Raw genomic sequence first — 21,082 nt, forward strand, 5'->3', positions numbered from 1 at the left:
TAACCTGTTCCACGGACGGCTCCCTTGTTTGAGATCTCATACGACCTCACTCTGGCACATTCGATGCCGTCGGGCGCCGTCCACCCCATCATGCCAGGATCGATTTCGGATTGGTGAGATGCATCAGCAGTCCGCGCTTGTAGAGAGTGGCCGCCGTCGCCTTCCGTTCGTTGGTCGGGCGAAGCTGATCCTTGTCTGAAGAAAGCGCAGCCTTGCCTGCTTTGAAGGCGAGATAGAGAAGATAAAGGCCTCCGAGCACCTGCAGGATCACGAGTGCCTGCGCGTAACGGCTGAGGATCGCCGAGACACCTGTCGCCGCCATCAGGCCCCAAAAGATCGAGCCGCTGACTACGCCAGACGCGATTGCCAGCGCCGCCCTGCGGCCGTCGTTCATGGCGACGGCCATGATGCGCATATTGCTCGGGCCGGGACTACCGGCAGCGATGACGTAGGCGGTAAAGACGATGATGAATTGGTGGAGGTCGGCCAGCATTTTACTTCTTCGGGAGGTGCAAACTGGCGTCATCAATACCTGCACAACTGGCCCTGGGGCCTAGAACCAGTTTTGGACAAAAAGCGCTGGTCCAGTTGCCCTCAGGCCTTTGCCTGACTGAGTGCTCCCGGTAATGTCTGGATCAACGAAACGTCTTCATTTGGGTAATCACGATGGTCCGGTTGCCACCCCGCAAGCAGAATTCGCAGCGAGCCGGGAGAAGTCCTTCATACAGCCGCAGAGCCACACAGCCTCTCCGCTTTCGGGGAAAGGCTTCGATCTCGAGCTATTCCGATGCGGGTTTCGTCGGAGAAGCTCGTCGCCGACTTCCGCTACGGCGACATGTCGGCCTTTGACTTCCCGACCCTTGCCTGGCGGAAGGCGATGAACGATGCTGCGCTGCGACGGCCGCCCAAGTTATCCTATGGCGAGCCCTGTGGCTTGATCCGCCTGCGTATCGGCCTGCAGGGTTATCTATGGCGAGCGCGGAGCATCAGGTGCGAGGTGGGCGAGATCGTCATCGTCAACGGCTCTCAGCAGGGGACTGGATCTCTGCGCCCGGCTCCTTCTCGATGAGGGCGACGGGTTCGCCATCGAAGAGCCCTGCTACCCGATGGCACGGAGCGTCTTCGAGATGACAGGAGCCATCGCCGCTCCGGTGGAGGTTGACGCCGAAGGCATCAGAGCGGACTTATTGGCGGATGTTGGCGCGCGGCTGGCTTACGTCACGCCTTCACATCAGTTTCCCTTGGGAAGCGTAATGTCCATGGGGCGACGCCAGCAACTGCTGAGATGGGCGCAAGAGAAGAGGGCCTACATCGTGGAGGACGACTACGACAGCGAATATCAATTCGACATGAACCCTATACCGCCGCTTCGCGCGCTTGGAGTCGCGTCGAACGTCATCTATATCGGTACGGTTTCGAAGACACTGTCGCCGACGCTCCGGATCGGCTACCTCGTCATTCCGCGAGAGTTGCAGGAGGTTTTTGCCCAGGCCAAGCGCCTGACGGACAGGCATGCCCCCATCCTCGAACAGGAGGCGCTTGCGACCCTGGTGGAATCCGGCGTCTACGAAAGCCACGTGCGCAAGGCCCGTCGTCAAAATGCCCGCCGACGTGCAGCGCTCCTCGACGCTTTGCACGCTGAATTCCGAGATCTCGTTTGGGTCGAAGGTGCGGAGGCCGGTCTGCACGTCGTCGTCTGGTTCCGCGACATGCCGCCCTCTATGGCGACATCATTCATCGAGAGAGCCGCCTCGCTTGGAGTCGGCATCTACTCCATATCACCTCATTATTTCGATCAGACATTGGATCGGAGGTGCCTCGGCCTGGTGATGGGATACGCAAGTCTTACCGAGATTCAAATCCACAGAGGACTAAAGCTCCTTCGCCGCGCTTACGAGGATGCAATAAGCTGCTGCGACGTGAGCGTTGCGGTCAGGTAGGCCAGTGGATCGGAACCATTAAGCTTGGAGGTTTCGACGAGCGAGGCGGCGCGGGCCGGGTTGGCAACGGTCGTCGTGGCGGATGCCGACAGCGAAAAAGCCATGCTTGAGTGCCGCTAGGCTGGGTATCGCAAGGTGGTGATCTGTCCCTAGAGCGCCAAACCGCGCTCTAACTCCTTGCTTTACGCATTTTGTCTGACGCCAAACGAAGCCGTTTGGCTGCAAAATGCTCTAGAACCACCGCCGTTCAGGCTCGGAACTCTTTGCAATCACGATTCCCAAGAGAACACCGAGCACGCCGCCAAGCACCATCGCCGAAGAGATTGTGCCTGGGTTCTGTTGGACGGTTTCAGATACGGTGTGTGCCTGGCCACGCAGTTGCCGGGCGGCGCGTGAGGCCCGGTCGGCGGCGCTGTCGTACCAGCCCTGTGCCTCCTCGGCGCGGTCGGAAAGGGTCCGATTTATTTTGGTGATCTCGCGGCGAAGCTCAGCGATCTGTTTCTTCATCGCTTCCTGGGCTTCGTTTGCCGCCTTTGAGGCGCCTGCGGTGTTATCGGTTTCGGCCATTGGATCTCTCCTTTTGATATCAGACAGGGGAACGGTCGCGGGCGCGCAGGGTTCCTTGTCTTGGAAAACCGCACCGTTGATCGTGTTATCAAGCATTCCCCTGCACGCGCGTGTGGCGAGCGATGATGCCTTCCTCGTCGGTCGCGACGACGCGTATTTCGATCTTGCTGTCCGGTCGGCTTATGATCTCGGCATGGGCGGCATTGGCTGGCTCGTCGATCGCCACGCCAAGCCAACGAAGCCTTTCGCATATTGCCTTGCGGACCGGCGCCGAGCGCTCTCCAATGCCGGCGGTGAACACGAGGCATTCGAGGCCGCCCAACGTATTGGCGAGCGCGGCAGCCTCCCTTGCGGCCCGGAAAGCAAAAAGGTCTACCGCTTCGCGGGCGTGGGGGTCGTCGCTCGCTTCCAGCGTGCGCATGTCGCCCGAGATGCCGGATATTCCCAGCAGTCCGGATTCCTCATAGAGCATGTGCTGCAGAGCCTCCGCCGCGATGCTTCTTTCCAGGATGAAGTATAAAAGCACGCCCGGATCGATGGCGCCGCAACGCGTGCCCATGACCAGACCGTCGAGCGCGGAAAAGCCCATCGTCGTATCGACGCTTCTCCCGTCGCGCATGGCGCACAGGCTCGCTCCGTTGCCGAGATGGGCGACGATCGTCCGCCTCGCTGCAAGCGCGGGCGAAATCTCCTTGAGCCGCCCGGCGATGTATTCATAGGAAAGACCGTGAAACCCGTAGCGGCGGATTCCCTCCGCATCGTATCTGCGCGGCAGCGCGAAGCGGCTCACGATTGGATCGATCGTCTGATGGAAGGCTGTGTCGAAGCATCCGACCTGCGGCAGATCCGGCCGCAGCGCCGCAAGTGTGCGGATCGGCTCGAGACTGCGAGGCTGGTGCAGCGGAGCAAGCGGCGTCAGCCTGTCCAAGGCCTCGATCACGGCAGGCGTCAGACGGACGGGTTCGACGAAGTCGCGCCCGCCATGCACGATGCGATGACCGGCGGACACCAGTTTCCTGCCGCCAAGTTCGCTGTCGATCCAGTCGAGCAAATCGCCGATGCCCGTCTCGCGTGCGTCTCCGGCAAGCGGCCGATCACACTGCACTGATCCGTCGGCCGCTTTCGCGCTGAGCCTCGGCGCATCGCCCAGATCCAGCGTACCACGCGAGACGAGTTGCAGTTCTGCGGACGGTTCAAGGTCATATAGTCCGAATTTGATGCTGGAGGAGCCGGCGTTCAGTGCAAGAATTGCGTGTCGCATCAATCGGCAACCTTCGTCGCACTGTTCTCAGGCCAGTCCCATGTCTGAATCTCGGGCATGTCTTCCCCGTATTCGCGGACATAGGCCTTGTGCTCCATAAGCTTCGCTTGAAGTTCGGCGGCAAGGCCTTTCGCCTGTTCGGCGAGACCTGGCACGCGTTCGATCGCGGCGAGCGCCAGGTGAAAACGGTCAAGTTCATTGAGTACGACCATGTCGAACGGCGTGGTGGTTGTACCTTCCTCGCGAAAACCGTGCACATGCATGTTGTCATGGTTGGCGCGTCGGTAGGTCAGCCGGTGGATGAGGTAGGGATAGCCGTGATAGGCGAAGATGACCGGCCTGGTTTTCGTGAACAGCGCGTCGAAATCCTCATCGGCGAGGCCATGCGGATGCTTTGAATTCGACTGCAGCGTCATCAGATCGACCACGTTGACGACGCGCACCTTCAGGTCTGGAAGCGCCGAGCGCAGAATGTCGGTGGCAGCGAGCGTTTCCAGTGTCGGCACGTCGCCGGCGCAGGCCATGACAACATCCGGATCCTCGCCGTTCGCAACTGTCCCGGCCCATTCCCATATTCCCGCCCCCGCCCTGCAATGCGCTTCTGCGTCTGCAACGGACAGCCATTGCGGCGCCGGCTGCTTGCCGGCGGTGATGACGTTGATGCGGTTATAGGTTCTCAGGCAATGGTCGGTGATCCAGAGCAGCGTGTTGGCATCCGGCGGGAAATAGAGCCTGACCGTATCGGCCTTCTTGTTGGCGACAAAATCGGCAAAGCCCGGATCCTGATGGCTGAAGCCGTTGTGATCCTGCCGCCAGACATGGGAGGTCAGCAGGTAATTGAGTGAAGCGATCGGCTTGCGCCAGGCAAGCTCGCGGGATGTCTTCAGCCATTTCGCATGCTGGTTGACCATGGAATCGACGATGTGGATGAACGCCTCGTAACAGGAGAACAGGCCATGGCGGCCGGTCAGCAGATAGCCCTCCAGCCAACCCTGGCAGAGATGCTCGCTGAGCACCTCCATGACACGGCCGTCACGGGAAAGCTCGTCGTCATAGGGCTCGATCCGCTGCATCCAGACCCGATCCGTAACCTCGAAGACGTCGTCAAGGCGGTTGGAGGACGTCTCATCCGGTCCCATCAGCCGGAAATTCCTGGCCTCCGCATTCAGGCGTATGACGTCGCGGAGATAGCTTCCGAGAATCCGCGTCGCCTCGGCTGTGGCCCTTCCCGGACGCGGTACATCGAGCCCCAGGCTTTTCCAATCAGGAAGCACCAGGTCGCGCTTCAGAAATCCGCCATTGGCGTATGGGGTTGCGCCCATGCGCTTTGACCCGGTTGGCGCAAGCGCCGCCAGCTCTGGAAGCAGATGCCCGCTGTTGTCGAACAGCTTTTCCGGTTCGTAGCTCCGCATCCAGTCTTCGAGGATCTTGCGGTGCGCCTCGCTGCCGCGCGCGTTCGATACCGGAACTTGATGCGAGCGCCAGAAATCCTCGACCTTCTTGCCATCGACCTCCTTTGGTCCGGTCCACCCCTTCGGGCTGCGCAGCACGATCATCGGCCATAGCGGACGCTCTCCCTGCCAGCCCGGGTTACGGGCGCGCTTCTGGATGGAGCGAATTCTGTCGAGCACGATGTCCAGCTTCGTCGCCATCATCCGATGCATCGGAATCGGCTCGTGACCTTCGACGAAAAATGGTTCGTAGCCATAGCCGGCGAACAGGCTTCGCAATTCCACGTCATCCATGCGGGCAAGGATCGTCGGGTTGGCGATCTTGTAGCCGTTGAGATGCAGGATCGGCAGCACGGCGCCGTCGGATGCCGGGTTGAGGAACTTGTTGGAGTGCCATGAGGCCGCGAGCGGACCGGTTTCCGCTTCACCGTCGCCAACGACGCAGGCGACCACCAGATCAGGATTGTCGAAGGCCGCGCCGAAAGCATGGACCAGCGCATATCCCAGTTCTCCGCCTTCATGGATCGAGCCGGGCGTTTCCGGAGCAGCGTGGCTTGGCACCCCGCCAGGGAAGGAGAATTGCCGGAAAAGTTTCCTCAGACCGTCTTCGCCCTGGCCGATTTCGGGATAGATCTCGCTGTAGGTGCCCTCGAGCCACGTATTCGCGACCATCGCCGGGCCGCCATGACCTGGGCCGCAGATAAATAGAACGTCGAGACCGCGTTCACGGATGATGCGGTTCAGGTGGACATAGATGAAGTTGAGGCCAGGTGTCGTGCCCCAATGGCCGAGCAGCCGCGGCTTGACGTGTTCGGCCTTCAGCGGCTCGCGCAGCAGCGGATTGTCGAGCAGGTAGATCTGGCCAACCGAAATGTAGTTCGCGGCGCGCCAATAGCGATCCATGAGATTGACCTGATCAAGGCCTGCTGGCTGCGCGGTGGTCCGAGCCTCGTCGTTCATCGAAACGTCTCCAGGATGCGTTCGCCCGTCGATATCTGGAGTGAGATCGCCCCGGAGAAAGGATTTTCACGGAAATAAGTTCGGCTGGAGCCGCCATTTGCGCCCGCCAATCGCTCTTTTGCAGGAACCTGGAAGCTCGCCAACGGTTAAGGAGACAAGCCGCCGAAACGAGATCAAGCGCTGCCGAGCCGAGCGCCGCCGATCGAGGGATTGTCGCCGGGAAGCCGTTGGGCGCGATTGGGGACAATCAGTGCGGAGGCCCGCCAGCCCGAAAGAGGAGCAAAAGATGCTCGATCTTCCCGATGCACGCGACCGAATGGTCGAAGTCCAGCTCAGCCGCCGTGGCATCCATGATCGCGAGGTGCTGGCAGCGATGCGTGAGGTTCCGCGCGAGGCTTTCGTCGCACCCGGCTTTGAAGAATTCGCCTACGAGGATGGGCCGCTGCCGATCGCGGAGGGTCAAACGATATCGCAGCCCTACATCGTCGCCTTGATGATCGAGATGGCAGAGATCGGACCGGGCGACCATGTCCTGGAGGTTGGCACCGGCTCAGGCTACGCGGCTGCCGTGATGAGCCGCATCGTCGAACGCGTCTACACGATCGAACGCCACGCTGGGTTGGCCGAAACGGCGAGACAGCGGTTCGAGGAGCTTGGCTATGACAATATCGAAGTCCGCACCGGCGATGGCACCAAAGGCTGGCCCGACGCAGCGCCCTTCGACGCCATTCTGGTCGCCGCCGGCGGACCCGGTGCGCCGCTTGCCCTTCAGGAACAGCTGGATGTCGGCGGCAGGCTCGTCATCCCGGTCGGCGACGAACCGCATGATCAGCGCCTTCTCAAGGTCACCCGAACCGGCGCTGCAACTTACAGCGAGGAGGATTTCGGCGGCGTGCGGTTTGTCCCGCTCATCGGCGAGCAGGGCTGGCCCGAGAGCGGCAACCGTATCGCGAATCGTCCGTCCGGACGCGCGCGCACGCGCAGCCTGCCGGAGATGATCGCGGCGGCGGCCGAACCGCTGCCGGATTTCGACGATCCGGCATTCGGCGAATTGTTCGATCGGTTTGGCGACCGGCGCGTCGTCCTGCTCGGTGAAGCGAGCCACGGCACGTCGGAGTTCTACCGGGCCCGGGCGGCGATCACCCGCAGGCTCATCGAGAAGCACGGCTTCACCATCGTCGCAGTCGAGGCCGACTGGCCCGATGCGGCGGCGATCGACCGCTACGTCGGTCACCGGCCGCCACGCGCCAATGCCGATCCGCCGTTCCAACGGTTTCCCACCTGGATGTGGCGCAACACCGACGTCGCCGCGTTTGTCGACTGGATGCGGCAACACAATGAGCGGATCAGGATATCGTCCCGACTGGCGGGATTCTACGGCCTCGATATCTACAATATGAGCGGATCGATCGGCGCGGTTCTGCAATATCTCGACAGGGTCGATCCGCAGGCAGCAAAGATCGCACGTGAACGCTATGGCTGCCTGACGCCTTGGCAACATGAACCATCCACCTACGGCCGCGTCGCGCTCTCCTCTGGCTACGAGAAATGCGAGCAGGCCGTGCTCGAACAATGCCGCGAACTGCTTGCCAAGCAGCTCGACTATGCGCAGCAGGACGGCGTCGATTTTCTGGACGCCACCCAGAATGCCCGGCTGATCGCTTCCGCAGAACGCTACTATCGGATCATGTACTATGGCGGCGCGCAGTCATGGAACCTGCGCGACACCCATATGTTCGAGACGCTCGAGCATCTGCTGGAAGCTCGCGGGCTGAACGCCAAGGCGGTCGTGTGGGCGCATAATTCCCATATTGGCGACGCCCGCTACACCGAAATGGGGATTGTCAGGGACGAAGTGAACATCGGTCAGCTCTGCCGCCAACGCTTCGGCGACAAGGCAGCCTTGATCGGGCTCAGTACGCATTCCGGAACAGTGGCCGCGGCCTCCGACTGGGACAGCGAGATGGAAATCAAGCGGGTGCGGCCTTCCCATAACGATAGCTATGAGCGGCTTTGTCATGACTGCGGCGTCTCGCGTTTCCTGCTCGACATCAAACGCGACGACGATCTTCGCGGCCGGCTTCTCGAGCGTCGGCTGGAGCGCTTCATCGGCGTGATCTATCGGCCGGAAACCGAACTGCGCAGCCACTACGCGGATGCCTCTCTTTCCCAGCAGTTTGACGCGTTCGTCTGGTTTGACGAAACCGTCGCGGTGACGCCGCTTGGGCCGGAGCATGTGGGAACGGGCGTTCCCGACACCTATCCGTTCGGGCTCTAGTCTAATGCATGTCGCGCAAAAGTGTGCAGCGGTTTTGCGATAACGACATGCATAAAACAATAAACTAAAGCGCGCCGCGTGAGGCCGGTCAAATGCGGCGCGCTTTAGCCGCCTCTCGGACAAGCCCCGCATCAAGGTGAATTTCGGCGGAACATTGATCGCGCCCTGCTGTTTTAGAACAGGACCCGTTTCGAAGGAGCTGTGCCATGAGCGGAACCAAACATCCAAAGTGGAAAAAGCCAAGCGATGCCGATCTCAGGAACAATCCCGGTATAGGGACCTCCAAGGGGACGATCAAGGAAGGCGACGAGCTTTTACTCGACGGCGAAAACACGATTGAAGGCGATGTCGAGAACGACACAAATGCTCTTGGCGGGATCAATAAAAGGCAAAAGATGCGGACGAACAAGTAGCATCGCTGCACATCTCTCGCGCTACTCACTCCCAGCAAAAAATGTCGCGGCGACAGCGATTGAGATGAGGCTCAGCATCGCCAGGCCCGCCCTAGCGATGTGCGAGGCTTGCCAAACGTCGCGCAAGTCTTTCCAGTCGCCGCTTTGCTTCCGACGGAGCAGTGAAAAAAACGTCGCGGCTGGTGTCGACACGGCGATATCTTGCACCCAGAAATTGTTGACGGGGTGCGTCACCAACCAATAGGTCGCATGTTCCGCCACCAAGAAGACAAGGGCCGCCAAGGTCCACCAGAATCGAGCGCCTGGATAAGGCGTGAAGTAAAGCAGGATCGCGAGTGCAATGATGCCGGCGATCTCGGCAAACCCACCGACAGTGAAGCCGGGATAGTAGATCGCCTGCACAGATTTGTAGGTGGCCTCCTTGAGGCGCAACTTGCCGGGCAACTCCAACGCGTGCGCGAGCGAGAGCGCCATTGTGATTGCGACCAGAAGAAGGGTGACAATCATGAACGCGCGCATGCAGTTACTCCCTTAGCCGTGCCTGGCAATACGCAGCGTACATAGAGTGCTCGCCGGCCCGGCAAAGGTGACGATGGTGGGGGGCCGCTCCATTTCTAGCGCCGCTGGCATTGGCAGGGAACCATCATTCGGCACGATGGTTGTCATCCCAGGTGATCCTCCTCAAGGAAACAGACATGAACGATCCTGATCTTGATCCGAACAATCCAGTGCCGATACCTGATAATCCCAATCCCGAGCCTGCACGGCCGCCTGATCCGCCGGAAACTCCGCCGGATGAGCCTCCGGGCGTTCCTCCGCCTTCGCCTGATCCCGTTCCCAGCCCGGAAAGGCAGCCCGAAATTCCTCCCGAGACACCATCCGAAATTCCCACGGAACCGACCTTCCCGGGTCCGACGGCAAGGGCATCGGACCCCAAGAGTGGAAGCTGGCTGTAGAACGACGCCGGCGCCGGCCATTCCGGTTTTGGTCATTCACCGATTTGGCTGGTCGAACGTTCGTTGAGCGTCGCGCCCGTTTGCGCATCGATCGCCGCCAGGCTGACCTCATAGCCCCACAGGGTCCGGATATGGCGCAGGGTGGCGTCGCGATTGGCCTCCTCCAGCATGATGCCGTTCTTCACCTTGTGTTCCAGTCGCAACTGTCGGTCGCCGAGCAGATCCACATCCACCACCTGGATATCCGGCCGGCTCGCGCCGATGTCGTAGGTCTGGGCGAGCCCGGCGCGTATTTTTTCGTAGCCACGCTCATTGTGTATCGAAGCAACTTCGTAATGCGGTTCGCTAGCGGCATCGGCGAGGATAAAGAACCGCCATTTCCGCATCAGAGCGGGGCTCAGATACTGGCGGATGAAAGATTCGTCGCGATGGTTCGCCCATGCGTCGAGCAGGGTTTCGCGCCAATTGCCGTTGCCGGCGATATCGGGGAACCAGTCACGATCCTCGGCGGTCGGCTCAGTCGATATGCGCTGGATGTCCTGCATCATATCGAGGCCCAAGGCATAAGGATTGATGCCGGAAAAACGCGGGTCGTCGAAGCCCGGCTGAAAGATCACGTTCGAATGGTTGCGCAGGATTTCCAGCATCGCGCCTTCGCTGATCAGGCCGCGATCGAACAGCATGTTCATGAGCGTGTAGTGCACGAAGGTGGCGCAGCCTTCGTTCATCACCTGCGTTTGCCGCTGCGGATAAAAGTATTGCGCGACGACGCGGACGATCCTGATGATCTCACGTTGCCAAGGCTCCAGGACCAGGCTGTTTTTTTCCAGGAAGTAAAGCAGGTTCTCCTCGGGCAGGTTGAGCGTTTTCTTCCGCTCCGCGATGCCGGTGTCCGTTTCGTTGGGCTTGGTCCCGTCCTTCGACGGCGGGAGCGTGCGCCACAGATCGTTGTAAGAACGCTCTTCGTACTCCAGGCGCTCACGAACGCCTTCACGCTGCCGCTCCGACGAGAGCTTCGGCGGTCGGCGGTATCTGAACACGCCCTGTTCCATCAGCGCGTGGGCCGCATCGAGGATCGCCTCCACCGCGGCGACGCCGTGCCGCTCCTCGCAACGGGCAATGTAACCCTTGGCGAAGTCCAGATAGCTCAGGATAGCGCTGGCATCTGTCCATTGCCGGAACAGATGATTGTTCTTGAAAAAATGATTGTGGCCAAGCGCTGCATGAGCTGTCACTAGGGCCTGCAGGGCCATGGTGTTTTCCTCCATCAGGTAGACGATGCAAGGATTGGAATTGATCACCAGTTCATAGGCGAGCCCCCGTCCGCCTTTGCGATAGAGCAATTCCTGGTAGAGAAAATGCTTGCCAAAGGACCAGTGGCGATACATCAGCGGCATGCCGACCGAAGAATAGGCGTCGAGCATCTGCTGCGACGAGATGATCTCCATCTGCACCGGATAGACGTCGAGGTGAAGCTCTTCGATCGCGAGCGCCTCGATTGCTTGGTAGGCGCGCGACAGTGTCTTGAAATCCCAGTCAGACCCTGAAAAGAGCAATCCTGATTTGCTGGTTTGACCTGATTTGCCGGTTTGGCCGGATTTGCTGGTCTGGCTCGCCATCGGTTTCCCCTCAAGCGCTCTTCTGGAACGCCGGCTGCCTGGCAAAGAGCTGGCGAAAGACCGGATAGATGTCGGCTGCGTTGGCGATACGACTCATCTGGAAATTCGGCCATCTCTGGTTGACAGCGCTGTAGGCGCGCCAGAGCGAGGTTCCATTGTCGGTGCTGCCGAAAATATGGCTCTCACGTTCGTCGATGATCTCGACATAGGCGAAATACTGGCACAGGCGCATGATCTGGCCGTCCATAAGGCCGATGCAGCGCTCGGAATCGGTGACGAAATTGTCGCCGTCCGATGCCTGGGCGGCATAGATGTTCCACTCGTTGCTGGGATAGCGTTGCTCGATGATGCGGCGCATCTCCTCGAGTGCCGTGGAAACGACCGTACCGCCGCTTTGCGTATTGTAGAAGAAGGTTTCCTCGTCCACCTCCTGCGCCTCGTGCGTATGGCGGATGAAGACGATTTCGGTGCGGTCGTAGCGCCGTTTCAGGAAGAGGTGCAGCAGCACAAAGAAGCGCTTGGCCAGATCCTTCTCGCGTTCGCCCATCGAGCCGGATACGTCCATGAGACAGAACATGACCGCATTGGCGTTCGGCACGGGCTGGGCGTCGAAACGGTTGAAGCGGATGTCGACGGGATCGACATAGGCAATCCGCTTGCGGCGGCGCTCAAGTCGCTCAAGCTCTTCCCGCAACGCTGCGATGCGCTGGCGTACCGGCGCCGCGCTCTGGGGCTCTGCCTCCAGGATTGCGAGTTGCTCCGCAATCGCATCAAGCTCCTCCTGCTTGGGGCGCCTGAGCGCAATCCGGCGACCATGGCTGTTTCGCATCGTGCGCCCGACATTGATGTTGGTCGGGGCACCGGTCGCGGCGAACCCGGCGCGGCGCGGTTTGAAGGCGAGTATCTCCTTGAGGTTGAGCTTGACCAGGTCGGGAAGTTCGAGATCCTCGAAGAAGAGGTCGAGCACCTCCTCGCGCGAGAGCACGAAACGAAAATCGTCTTCCGACACCGTTTTCCCCGGAGACGAGCCGCCGCCGCCCTGGCCGGGCTTAGGAACCCGGTCGCCCGGGGCGAAATGCTTATTGCCCGGCAGGATGTGCTGCCGCCTGCCGCTGTCCTTCGCATCGCTGAAGCTTGGCTCGGCTGTGCCCCTCGCCGGCATCGAGACGGCGTGCTCGCTGTCGACATCGGCGATCTTGCCGGTACGGATCCGATCCCGGATGCTTCGCTTCAGCTCTTCGCGCGCACGCTTCAGGAAGCGCTGGCGGTTGCCGAGGCTCTTGTCCTTCGGGTTCAGTCGGCGATCGACAAAGATCGGCATGGAACCATCCCGGCCGGACTCAGCCCGCCTTGTTCACCCGCATGTACCAGTCCACCAGCCGGCGGACCTGACGTTCGGTGTAACCGCGTCCGACCATCCGATGCACGAACTCAGTATGCCGTTTCTCCGTCACGCTGTCCTGCTTGGAGCCGAAGCTGATCACCGGGAGCAAATCCTCGACTTGGCCGAACATCCGCTTCTCGATGACTTCGCGCAGCTTTTCATAGCTTGTCCATGAGGGGTTGCGGCCATTGTTCCTCGCCCGAGCGCGCAACGTGAACTTCACGACCTCATTGCGGAAGTCCTTGGGATTGGCAATGCCGGCCGGCTTTTCGACTTGCGACAGTTCGTTGTCCAGTACCTCGCGATTGAGGATCTGGCCGGTATCGGGGTCTTTGTAGTCCTGATCCTCGATCCAGGCATCGGCGTAGGCGATGTAGCGGTCGAACAGGTTCTGGCCGTATTCGCTGTAGGATTCCAGATAGGCCTTCTGAATCTCATGGCCGATGAACTCGGCATAACGCGTCGCCAGTTCCGACTTTATGAAGTCGAGATAGGCGGCCTCCGTTTCCTTCGGGAACTGCTCGCGCTTGATAGCCTCCTCCAGGATGTACATCAGATGCACAGGATCGGCGGCCACTTCCTTGGTGTCGTAGTTGAATGTCTGCGACAGGATCTTGAAAGCGAAGCGCGTGCTGACGCCGGTCATGCCCTCGTCGACTCCAGCGGCATCGCGGTATTCCTGAACCGACTTCGCCTTGGGGTCTATGTCCTTGAGGTTCTCGCCGTCATAAACGCGCATCTTCGTGTAAAGCGGCGAATTGTCGTGCTCGGCGAGACGGGTCGAGACGGTGAACCGGCTGAGAATGTCCAGCACCTCCGGTGCACAGGGACTGGAAGCCAACTCGCTTTCGCGCAACAGCTTTTCGTAGATCTGCCTTTCTTCGGTGACCTGCAGGCAGTACGGCACCTTGACCACCAGAATACGGTCGAGGAACGCCTCGTTGTTCTTGTTGTTCTTGAACTGGAGCCATTCCGACTCGTTGGAATGGGCTACGACGATGCCCTGATAAGGGAAAGATCCGAAGTTCTCCGTACCGTTGTAGCTGCCTTCCTGGGTCGCGGTCAGCAACGGATGGAGGACCTTGATGGGCGCCTTGAACATCTCGACGAACTCCAGCAACCCTTGCGTGGTCCGGTTCAGGCCGCCGCTGTAGGAATAGGCGTCCGGATCGGATTGGCTGAAATTCTCGAGTTGTCGTATGTCGACCTTGCCGACCAGGGCCGAAACGTCCTGGTTGTTCTCATCGCCCGGCTCGGTCTTGGCGATGCCGATCTGGCGCAGCCGCGAAGGCATCAGCTTCACGACGCTGAACTTGGAGATGTCGCCGGACAGTTCATCGAGGCGCTTGGCCGCCCACGGCGAGATCAGGCCGTTCAGCCGGCGCCGCGCGATACCGTATTTGTCCTCCAAAAGGTCGCCCATCCGGTCAGGATTGAAAAGCCCGAGCGGCGATTCGAAAACCGGGCTGATCTGGCCGCCCACCTTCAACGTATAGATCGGACGCTGCTCCATCAGCTTCTTCAGCCGTTCAGCGAGCGAGGACTTACCGCCGCCGACAGGGCCGAGCAGGTAGAGGATCTGTTTGCGTTCCTCGAGCCCTTGAGAGGCATAGCGGAAATAGCCGGCTATGCGCTCGATCGTGTCCTCCATGCCATAAAACTCGGAGAAGGTGGGATAGATCTTGATTGTCCTGTTCGCGAAAATGCGGCCGAGCCGCTCATCCATGCTGGTGTCGATCAAGGTAGGCTCGCCAATCGCCTCGACCATCCGCTCGGGCGCCGAGGCATACATCGATTTATCCTCGCGGCAGGCAAGGAGATATTGCTGGATGCTTATCTCCTCCTGCGCCGCATTCGTGTAAATCTCCGAAAACAGATCGAAGACGTCGGACTGGTTCTCGCGCATGGTATCCTCGCCCCGGCCGGTCTGGTTGCTGTCGCCCTTCATTCAACTATCGGAAAGCCTTTGTGGTTCCCTATCATCACGTAGTGCGTCTGCGACCGGATGTTAGGGGTCGAGACAGATATAGTGAACGCCTGAAAGCCAGCCAGCGAATGGCTCGCACAATGGAACGTTTCCGAGGGATCTCCATTCTTCCATCAGCGCGTGCCGAGTGCAACAACCCGTCGCGAACAAGCTGTTTTTCTGGAGGAATGAAACCAGGCCGCCTGCGCTCAGCAGTTGAGTTGGCGGCGCACAGGTGATTCGGTGAAGACACTGCGCTGTCCACCCCTGGACCGGAAGGTAGCAATGGTTTCGCTCCTTCTCGGCAACGAGGGAAAGGAGATGTTCCATGTTCGAGAACAGTATGTGGTTGATCGTCGTTGCCGGCGGCCCGCTACTGCTGGCAATCCTGATCGCCTACGCACTCCTCACGTGGCGCCGTCGTGGACCTGCAGAGCGCAGAGAAAGCGATCGGGCCACTGAGCGACTGTATCGCGAGGAAAAGGACCGGCCGGACGGTGGCAACTGAGAACCGCTTTGGCACGAAAAGTGTGTGGAGTTTAGCAGCAGCAAGAAAAGAGTCTGAGCTGTCACCGGCGAAATGCAGTTGGTTCGAAAGCTCAGTTGCCCGGAACCTTCCGCCCCTCTCGCCGGTTTACGGCGGAGGGGTTGGAAATGGGTCAATATTTCAGCCTGTCCGCGGCGTCATTATTGCTCGCGAGCGGCTATGCCGGCGCCCGGTCGGCACTTGAGCCCGCGGGAGCGGAAGCGGAGCAGATAGCCATACTGTTTTGGGTAATGCTAAGCGGCGGCGCCCTCATCTGGCTGGGCGTGGTAGGCCTGCTTCTTCATTCAGCCCTGTTCAATCGCCGCAGGCTGGCCGAAAAGTCTGCCAGCAGGATCATCCTTTGGGGCGGCGTGGTGTTCCCGTCGGTCACGCTTTGTGCCCTGCTCGCCTATGCACTGTGGCTGATGCCTGGCCTTCGGCCCTTCGCTCAGGCGAGCTCCGCCGGCCTGCGGATCGAAGTCACCGGCAGGCAATTCTGGTGGGATGTTGTCTACCGCCCATCTCAGGGACCACCAGTCGCTTCCGCCAACGAGATCCGGATGCCGGTCGGCGAGCGGGTCGAATTGACCCTGAAAAGCGCCGATGTGATCCATTCCTTCTGGATCCCACCGCTCGGCGGCAAGATGGACATGATCCCCGGCCGCACCAACAGGCTTTCGCTCATGGCCACGAAAGCCGGCATCTTCCGCGGGCCCTGTGCGGAATATTGCGGCACGTCTCACGCGCTGATGGCGTTCTCGGCCGTGGCGATGGAGCCCGAAGCATTCCGGTCCTGGCTCGCCGCCCAGGCAATTCCCGCGGAAGGGGCCGTCGCGAGCGGCGGCGCGCTGTTCCAGCGCCATGGCTGCGGGTCCTGCCATTTCGTCGCGGGCACCGATGCGCGCGGCCTGATCGGCCCGGATCTTTCGCATCTCGGTTCCCGCGTCACCGTAGGAGCCGGCATCCTGCCCAACACCGAAGACGCCATCGCCCGCTTCATCGCCCGGCCCGAACTAATCAAGCCCGGCTCCAGGATGCCGGCCTTCGACATGTTGCCGCCGGATGACATTCGCGCCATAGCCGCCTGGCTGAGGGGCCTGCAATGAGCGCTGCGATCGAGGAGCGTTCGCGGGGAGAATACAAGGCGCAGGAGGAGCGGCTGCGCGCCGTTTGGGCCAATCCGGCCGGCTGGCGCTACTGGACCTCGGTGAACAATTTCCAGATCGGCCTCTGGTACGGCTCGGCGGCCTTCGCCTTCATGCTGTTCGCCGGCGTGCTCGCGCTCCTGATGCGCCTGCAGCTCGCCGTGCCCGACAACGACTTCCTGTCGGCCGACTCCTTCAACCAGGCTTTCACCCTGCACGGCACGGTGATGATGTTCCTGTTCGCCGTGCCGATCTTCGAGGCGGTCGCGATCTTCCTCCTGCCGGCAATGCTGGGCGCGCGCGAGATGCCGTTTCCGCGCCTCGGAGCGTTCAGTTTTTGGAGCTTTTTCCTCGGCGGTATCTTTGTCTGCGGCTCGATCTTCTTCAATGCAGCGCCGTCGGCAGGCTGGTTCATGTATCCGCCGCTCGCCACCGACAAGGAGTTCTCCGGCATCGGCGCCGACATCTGGCTGCTCGGCCTCTCCTTCATCGAAGTCGCCTCGATCGCGGCCGCCGTCGAACTCATCGTCGGCATCATGAAATGCCGCGCGCCGGGCATGCGCATCAACCTGATGCCGCTCTTCGCCTGGTACCTGCTGATCGTTGCCGGAATGATCCTGTTCGCCTTCCCGCCGCTGATCGCCGGCGACCTCCTGTTCGAGATGGAACGGATGTTCGATTGGCCGTTCTTCGACGCGGCGCGCGGCGGCGACCCGCTGCTGTGGCAGCATCTGTTCTGGATATTCGGCCATCCGGAAGTCTACATCATCTTCCTGCCGGCGATCGCGCTGATGGCGATGATCGTGCCGACTTTTTCCCAGCGTCCGATCGTCGGTTATTCCTGGATCGTGCTCGCGGCAGTGGGGACGGGGTTCCTCTCCTTCGGCCTGTGGGTACACCATATGTTTGCGACTGGCCTGCCGCAGATCTCGCTGGCCTTCTTCTCGGCGGCCTCCGAGGCGGTGGCGATCCCGACCGGCGTGCAGATCTTCGTCTTCATCGCCACCATGCTGGCCGGCCGGGTGATCTTCTCGACCCCGATGCTGTTCGGCACCGGGGGGCTTGCCATCTTCGTCATCGGCGGACTGACAGGCGTCATGGTGGCGCTCGCACCCTTCGACTGGCAGGCGCACGACACGTATTTTGTCGTTGCGCACCTGCATTATGTGCTGATCGGCGGCATGCTTTTCCCGGTCGTGGCCGGGCTCTATTACTACTACCCGCTGATCAATGCGAAGAAGCTCTCCGACCGTCTGGGACGGCTCGCGTTCTGGCTGATGTTCTGCGGCTTCAACATCGCCTTCTTCCCCATGCATCTGAGCGGCTTGCGCGGCATGCCCCGGCGCGTCTTCACCTATCCAGCCGAAATCGGCTGGGACTGGCTGAACCTGATCTCGACGGCCGGAGCCTTCATTTTCGCCGCGGGCGTGCTGGTCGTCGTCTTCGACGTGCTCAGGCCGAAGCACCGGGAGCCGCGCGGCGAACTCAACCCGTGGAATGCCGGCACGCTGGAATGGATTTCCGAGCCGGAGGAGGACTGGGGCGTCCGCTCGATACCCATCGTGCGCAGCCGCTATCCACTCTGGGACCAGAAGGACCTTGCGCGCAAGGTCAATGGAGGCGGCTATTACCTGCCCGACGCGGAAGAGGGACGGCGCGAGGGACTGGTCACCTCCGTGCTCGACGCCGACCCCATCCAGGTGCTGCGCGTCGGCGGCACTTCCCATGTCACCATCGTCTCGGCCCTTTCGCTCGGAGCCGCCTTCATCGCACTTACCTTCCACTGGTGGATCGCGACGGCGATGGCCGCAATCACCTGCTTTTGCGCCGTCATCTACTGGCTCTGGACGGGCACCGGCGAAATCCCCGAAAAGCCGGAAAAGGATATCGGCCTGGGCCTCAGCCTGCCGCTTTATGCCTCCGGCCCCGATTCGGTCGGCTGGTGGGCGATGTTCATCACCATGGTGGGCGACGGCACGGCCTTCGCCAGCCTCGTCTTCGGCTATTTCTTCTACTGGACAATCCATGCCGACTTCACCGCGGGGATTGCCGGGCCTGATGCGATCTGGTCGCTGCTGGCTGCTATCCTGTTCGCTGCAGCGTGGGGCCTGATGGTGGCGGCCCGCACGGTCAACAGGCGCGGCGCCACGGCCACTATGCGCGGCTTGCTGGTGCTGTCGCTGCTGACGACCGTTGCCGCGTCCGCCGCAGGCTTGGCCGCGCCGTGGTCTCCCGGCATGGACCCGACGCGCCACGTCTATCCCGCGATCGTGTGGATCCTCGTGATCTGGGCGCTCGCCCATGCCGCGCTCGGCACGGTCATGCAGGCCTATTGCCTGGCCCGCTCGCTGGCGGGCCGACTGACGCCGAAGCATGACATGGATCTAAGCAACGTGGTGCTCTACTGGCATTTTCTTCTGGTCACGGCCGTCATCACCTTCGCCATCATTGGCCTCTTTCCGGCAGCGATGTGAGGCGGCGATGCGGCTCATCCCGAAAGAGATCGAAACGCTCTGGACGCTGTTTACCGCGCCCGTGGTGTGGGCTGCGCATTTCCTCGTTTGCTACATCGGCGCGGCGGTCTATTGCGCCAAGCCCGAGCTTGTCGGGCTGAGTTTCAGCGCGGTGCGCGCGGGCATCGCCGCCGCCACTCTGATCGCCCTCTCGCTCATCGCGCTATCCGCATGGCTCGCCTGGCGGCAATGGGGCTTCGGCACAGACGATCCGCCGCATGACGATCCGACGAGGCGCGACCGGACCCTGTTCCAGGGCTTTGCGACGCTGCTGCTCTCGGGCCTCAGCTTCATCGCCGTGATCTTCACCGCGATGCCCGCATTGTTCCTGACGGAGTGTATCCGGTGAGACGCGCCTGCCTCATCCTCGGCCTGCTCGTCCTCGCCCTGGTCTGGCTTGGACCGCTGCTCGATGCCTGGCGGGATTCGTTTTCCGCGCACATGCTCGCGCATATGGGAGTGGTGGCGATCGCTGCGCCGCTGATGGCGATTGGGATCCCGCTCGGCCCGACACCAGATGCAAGCCGGGCGTTCACCCTCGCCCTGCCCGCCTCCCTCGTCGAACTCATCGTCGTCTGGTCCTGGCACGCGCCGGCCTTGCGGACGCTGGCGCAAAGCTCGCTGTTTGCGACCGCCATCGAACAGGCCACGTTCCTCGCCGCCGGGCTGGTCTTGTGGCTGGCCTGCCTGCCGCGCCGCGGCTCCGACATCACAGGCAATGCCGCCGGCGCCTTCGCCCTGCTTCTGACGTCCATCCATATGACCTTGCTTGGCGCGCTGCTGGCGCTGACCCCGAGGCCGCTTTATGGGACGGGCGAGGTAAGCTGCTTCGGCGTCGCGCTTTCCGCGCAGCAGGATCAGGAGCTTGGCGGCGTAATCATGCTTCTGGTCGGCGCAGCGATCTACCTGGCCGGCGGCGTGACGCTTTTCGCGCGCATGCTCGCCGCCCCGCCACGGAAGTCGGTCTGATGCATATCAGCTGGAAGAAGCTCGCCATCGCGCTTGCCATTTTGCCCTTCGTCGTCGTGCTGGCGGCCTGGATCGGCTTTTTCAATGTCGGTGCCTCGAGCGGTCACTGGAAGATTACGGAATGGTTCCTCCATTTCGCCATGCGATCGGCCGTGCGCACCTATGCCCTGGCGGTCGACGTTCCAGAGGCTCTGCCGCGCCATGCGATCCAGCCGGCCGCCGGACATTTCGCGCGCGGCTGCGCCATCTGTCACGGGGCGCCGGGCGAACCGCGATCTCCTGTCGTCATGAGGATGCTGCCGCAGCCGCCTGACCTTGCCGGGACCGTCGGCGAATGGTCCGACGCGGAGCTTTTCCGGCTCGTCAAGCACGGCGTGCGTTTCACCGGCATGCCGGCCTGGCCGACGCAGGAACGCGACGACGAGGTCTGGGCGATGGTCGCCTTTCTGCGCGAACTGCCGTCGATGGACGAAGCCACCTATCGTGACCTCGCCTATGGAGCAAGGCTTGCGCCTCCTGCAGCCGCTGCCGGAACCTTACCGCAAGCCCTCGCGGATTGCGCCCGCTGCCACGGTGGGGACGGCCTCGGGCGCGGCCCCGCGATACCCGTTCTCGCCGGGCAGAGCGAGGCCTATCTCCTTGAAAGCCTGCGTGTCTATGCCGAGGGAGGCCGGGCGAGCGGGTTGATGAGCCTGCCCGCCATCGAGGCGGGGCCTCAGTCGTGGCCGGACCTGGCCAAGCATTTCGCCGCTCTGCCGACGATGCACGCCGGCGGCGGGGACGATTCCCCGCTTGTCCGACGCGGCAGGGAAATCGCCGAGAGGGGCATCAAGGACGCCGGCGTGCCCGCCTGTCTCGGCTGTCACCGAAGACATGACCGCAGCCCGCTCTATCCCTCCATCGCCGGCCAGCCGGCGCGCTATATCGAGGCGCAGCTTGGGCTGTTCAGGGCGGGAAAGCGGGGTGGAACGCGCTTCGGCCATCTTATGGCCAATGCCGCGAAGGGTCTGACGGACGACGACGTCCGCGCCCTTGCGGCCTATTTCTCCCTATCGGCCGCTCCGTCCGCAACCGGAACGCGATAAGTGCGTTTGCCTTCTTTCGACGTTTTCGAGGTTCTGGTGAAAAAGTTGC

Annotated in this window: 18 protein-coding genes and 1 pseudogene; 10 read left to right on the forward strand and 9 right to left on the reverse strand. The window is 61.6% G+C overall.

All coding sequences use genetic code 11. The features are described 5' to 3' along the window. Positions 1-91: 91 nt before the first annotated feature. Positions 92-493: pseudogene (locus NKH12_RS12520) on the reverse strand (LysE family translocator); the annotation flags it as partial. 294 nt (positions 494-787) lie between these two features. Here NKH12_RS12520 and NKH12_RS12525 point away from each other — a divergent pair. Beyond that, positions 788-1,069, forward strand: a complete 282-nt coding sequence (locus NKH12_RS12525; RefSeq protein WP_352953393.1) for a hypothetical protein — start codon at positions 788-790, stop codon at positions 1,067-1,069. 16 nt (positions 1,070-1,085) lie between these two features. Next, the gene (locus tag NKH12_RS12530) at positions 1,086-1,940 is read left to right on the forward strand and encodes an aminotransferase-like domain-containing protein (protein WP_352953439.1); all 855 of its coding nucleotides are present in this window, start codon (positions 1,086-1,088) and stop codon (positions 1,938-1,940) included. Here the strand turns inward: NKH12_RS12530 and NKH12_RS30590 are convergent. From NKH12_RS30590 to NKH12_RS12545, 4 genes are all read right to left on the reverse strand, one after another. Next, positions 1,892-2,044 carry a transposase domain-containing protein gene (locus tag NKH12_RS30590; protein ID WP_502910786.1) on the reverse strand — a complete coding sequence of 51 codons (153 nt, stop codon included), beginning with the start codon at positions 2,042-2,044 and terminating at the stop codon, positions 1,892-1,894. The two genes, NKH12_RS12530 and NKH12_RS30590, sit on opposite strands and share 49 nt — an antisense overlap. Positions 2,045-2,171: 127 nt before the next feature. Beyond that, entirely contained in the window at positions 2,172-2,507 is a 336-nt protein-coding gene (locus tag NKH12_RS12535; protein ID WP_352953394.1) for a hypothetical protein, read from the reverse strand. An 88-nt stretch (positions 2,508-2,595) separates the two neighbouring features. After that, the gene (locus NKH12_RS12540; RefSeq protein ID WP_352953395.1) at positions 2,596-3,768 is read right to left on the reverse strand and encodes an acetate/propionate family kinase; all 1,173 of its coding nucleotides are present in this window, start codon (positions 3,766-3,768) and stop codon (positions 2,596-2,598) included. Continuing rightward, entirely contained in the window at positions 3,768-6,179 is a 2,412-nt protein-coding gene (locus tag NKH12_RS12545; RefSeq protein ID WP_352953396.1) for a phosphoketolase family protein, read from the reverse strand. Before NKH12_RS12545 ends, NKH12_RS12540 begins: the two co-directional genes overlap by 1 nt. Before the next feature lie 286 nt (positions 6,180-6,465). On the opposite strand from NKH12_RS12545, the gene NKH12_RS12550 reads away from it, so the two are divergent. Together NKH12_RS12550 and NKH12_RS12555 are read left to right on the forward strand one after the other, a co-directional pair. Continuing rightward, positions 6,466-8,457 (forward strand): protein-L-isoaspartate(D-aspartate) O-methyltransferase, encoded by a 1,992-nt coding sequence (locus NKH12_RS12550; RefSeq protein WP_352953397.1) that lies wholly within the window; start codon positions 6,466-6,468, stop codon positions 8,455-8,457. A gap of 206 nt (positions 8,458-8,663) precedes the next feature. Beyond that, complete coding sequence (locus NKH12_RS12555; protein WP_352953398.1) at positions 8,664-8,870, forward strand: hypothetical protein; 207 nt, start codon at positions 8,664-8,666, stop codon at positions 8,868-8,870. 21 nt (positions 8,871-8,891) lie between these two features. Here the strand turns inward: NKH12_RS12555 and NKH12_RS12560 are convergent, their stop codons facing one another. The 4 genes from NKH12_RS12560 to NKH12_RS12575 all read right to left on the reverse strand — a co-directional run bounded on the left by NKH12_RS12560 (position 8,892) and on the right by NKH12_RS12575 (position 14,735). Then, complete coding sequence (locus NKH12_RS12560; protein ID WP_352953399.1) at positions 8,892-9,389, reverse strand: DUF1772 domain-containing protein; 498 nt, start codon at positions 9,387-9,389, stop codon at positions 8,892-8,894. Positions 9,390-9,858: 469 nt separating this feature from the next. Continuing rightward, the gene (locus NKH12_RS12565) at positions 9,859-11,445 is read right to left on the reverse strand and encodes a SpoVR family protein (RefSeq protein WP_352953400.1); all 1,587 of its coding nucleotides are present in this window, start codon (positions 11,443-11,445) and stop codon (positions 9,859-9,861) included. 10 nt (positions 11,446-11,455) lie between these two features. Next, the gene (locus NKH12_RS12570; RefSeq protein WP_352953401.1) at positions 11,456-12,766 is read right to left on the reverse strand and encodes a YeaH/YhbH family protein; all 1,311 of its coding nucleotides are present in this window, start codon (positions 12,764-12,766) and stop codon (positions 11,456-11,458) included. Between the two features lie 19 nt (positions 12,767-12,785). Next, positions 12,786-14,735, reverse strand: a complete 1,950-nt coding sequence (locus NKH12_RS12575) for a PrkA family serine protein kinase (protein WP_352953440.1) — start codon at positions 14,733-14,735, stop codon at positions 12,786-12,788. 388 nt (positions 14,736-15,123) lie between these two features. Here NKH12_RS12575 and NKH12_RS12580 point away from each other — a divergent pair, with 388 nt between their 5' ends. The 6 genes from NKH12_RS12580 (at position 15,124) to NKH12_RS12605 (ending at position 21,033) form a co-directional block, all read left to right on the forward strand. Next, complete coding sequence (locus tag NKH12_RS12580) at positions 15,124-15,303, forward strand: hypothetical protein (RefSeq protein WP_352953402.1); 180 nt, start codon at positions 15,124-15,126, stop codon at positions 15,301-15,303. 146 nt (positions 15,304-15,449) lie between these two features. Then, complete coding sequence (gene coxB, locus NKH12_RS12585) at positions 15,450-16,427, forward strand: cytochrome c oxidase subunit II (RefSeq protein ID WP_352953403.1); 978 nt, start codon at positions 15,450-15,452, stop codon at positions 16,425-16,427. Next, positions 16,424-18,940, forward strand: a complete 2,517-nt coding sequence (ctaD, locus tag NKH12_RS12590; RefSeq protein WP_352953404.1) for a cytochrome c oxidase subunit I — start codon at positions 16,424-16,426, stop codon at positions 18,938-18,940. The genes coxB and ctaD overlap by 4 nt, the downstream gene beginning before the upstream one ends. Before the next feature lie 7 nt (positions 18,941-18,947). After that, the gene (locus NKH12_RS12595; protein WP_127313825.1) at positions 18,948-19,328 is read left to right on the forward strand and encodes a hypothetical protein; all 381 of its coding nucleotides are present in this window, start codon (positions 18,948-18,950) and stop codon (positions 19,326-19,328) included. After that, positions 19,325-19,948 (forward strand): cytochrome c oxidase assembly protein, encoded by a 624-nt coding sequence (locus NKH12_RS12600; protein WP_352953405.1) that lies wholly within the window; start codon positions 19,325-19,327, stop codon positions 19,946-19,948. The genes NKH12_RS12595 and NKH12_RS12600 overlap by 4 nt, the downstream gene beginning before the upstream one ends. After that, the gene (locus NKH12_RS12605; RefSeq protein ID WP_352953407.1) at positions 19,948-21,033 is read left to right on the forward strand and encodes a c-type cytochrome; all 1,086 of its coding nucleotides are present in this window, start codon (positions 19,948-19,950) and stop codon (positions 21,031-21,033) included. Before NKH12_RS12600 ends, NKH12_RS12605 begins: the two co-directional genes overlap by 1 nt. Positions 21,034-21,082 lie beyond the last annotated feature (49 nt).

The sequence above is a fragment of the Mesorhizobium sp. M1322 genome (assembly GCF_040318085.1).
GTDB lineage: Bacteria > Pseudomonadota > Alphaproteobacteria > Rhizobiales > Rhizobiaceae > Mesorhizobium.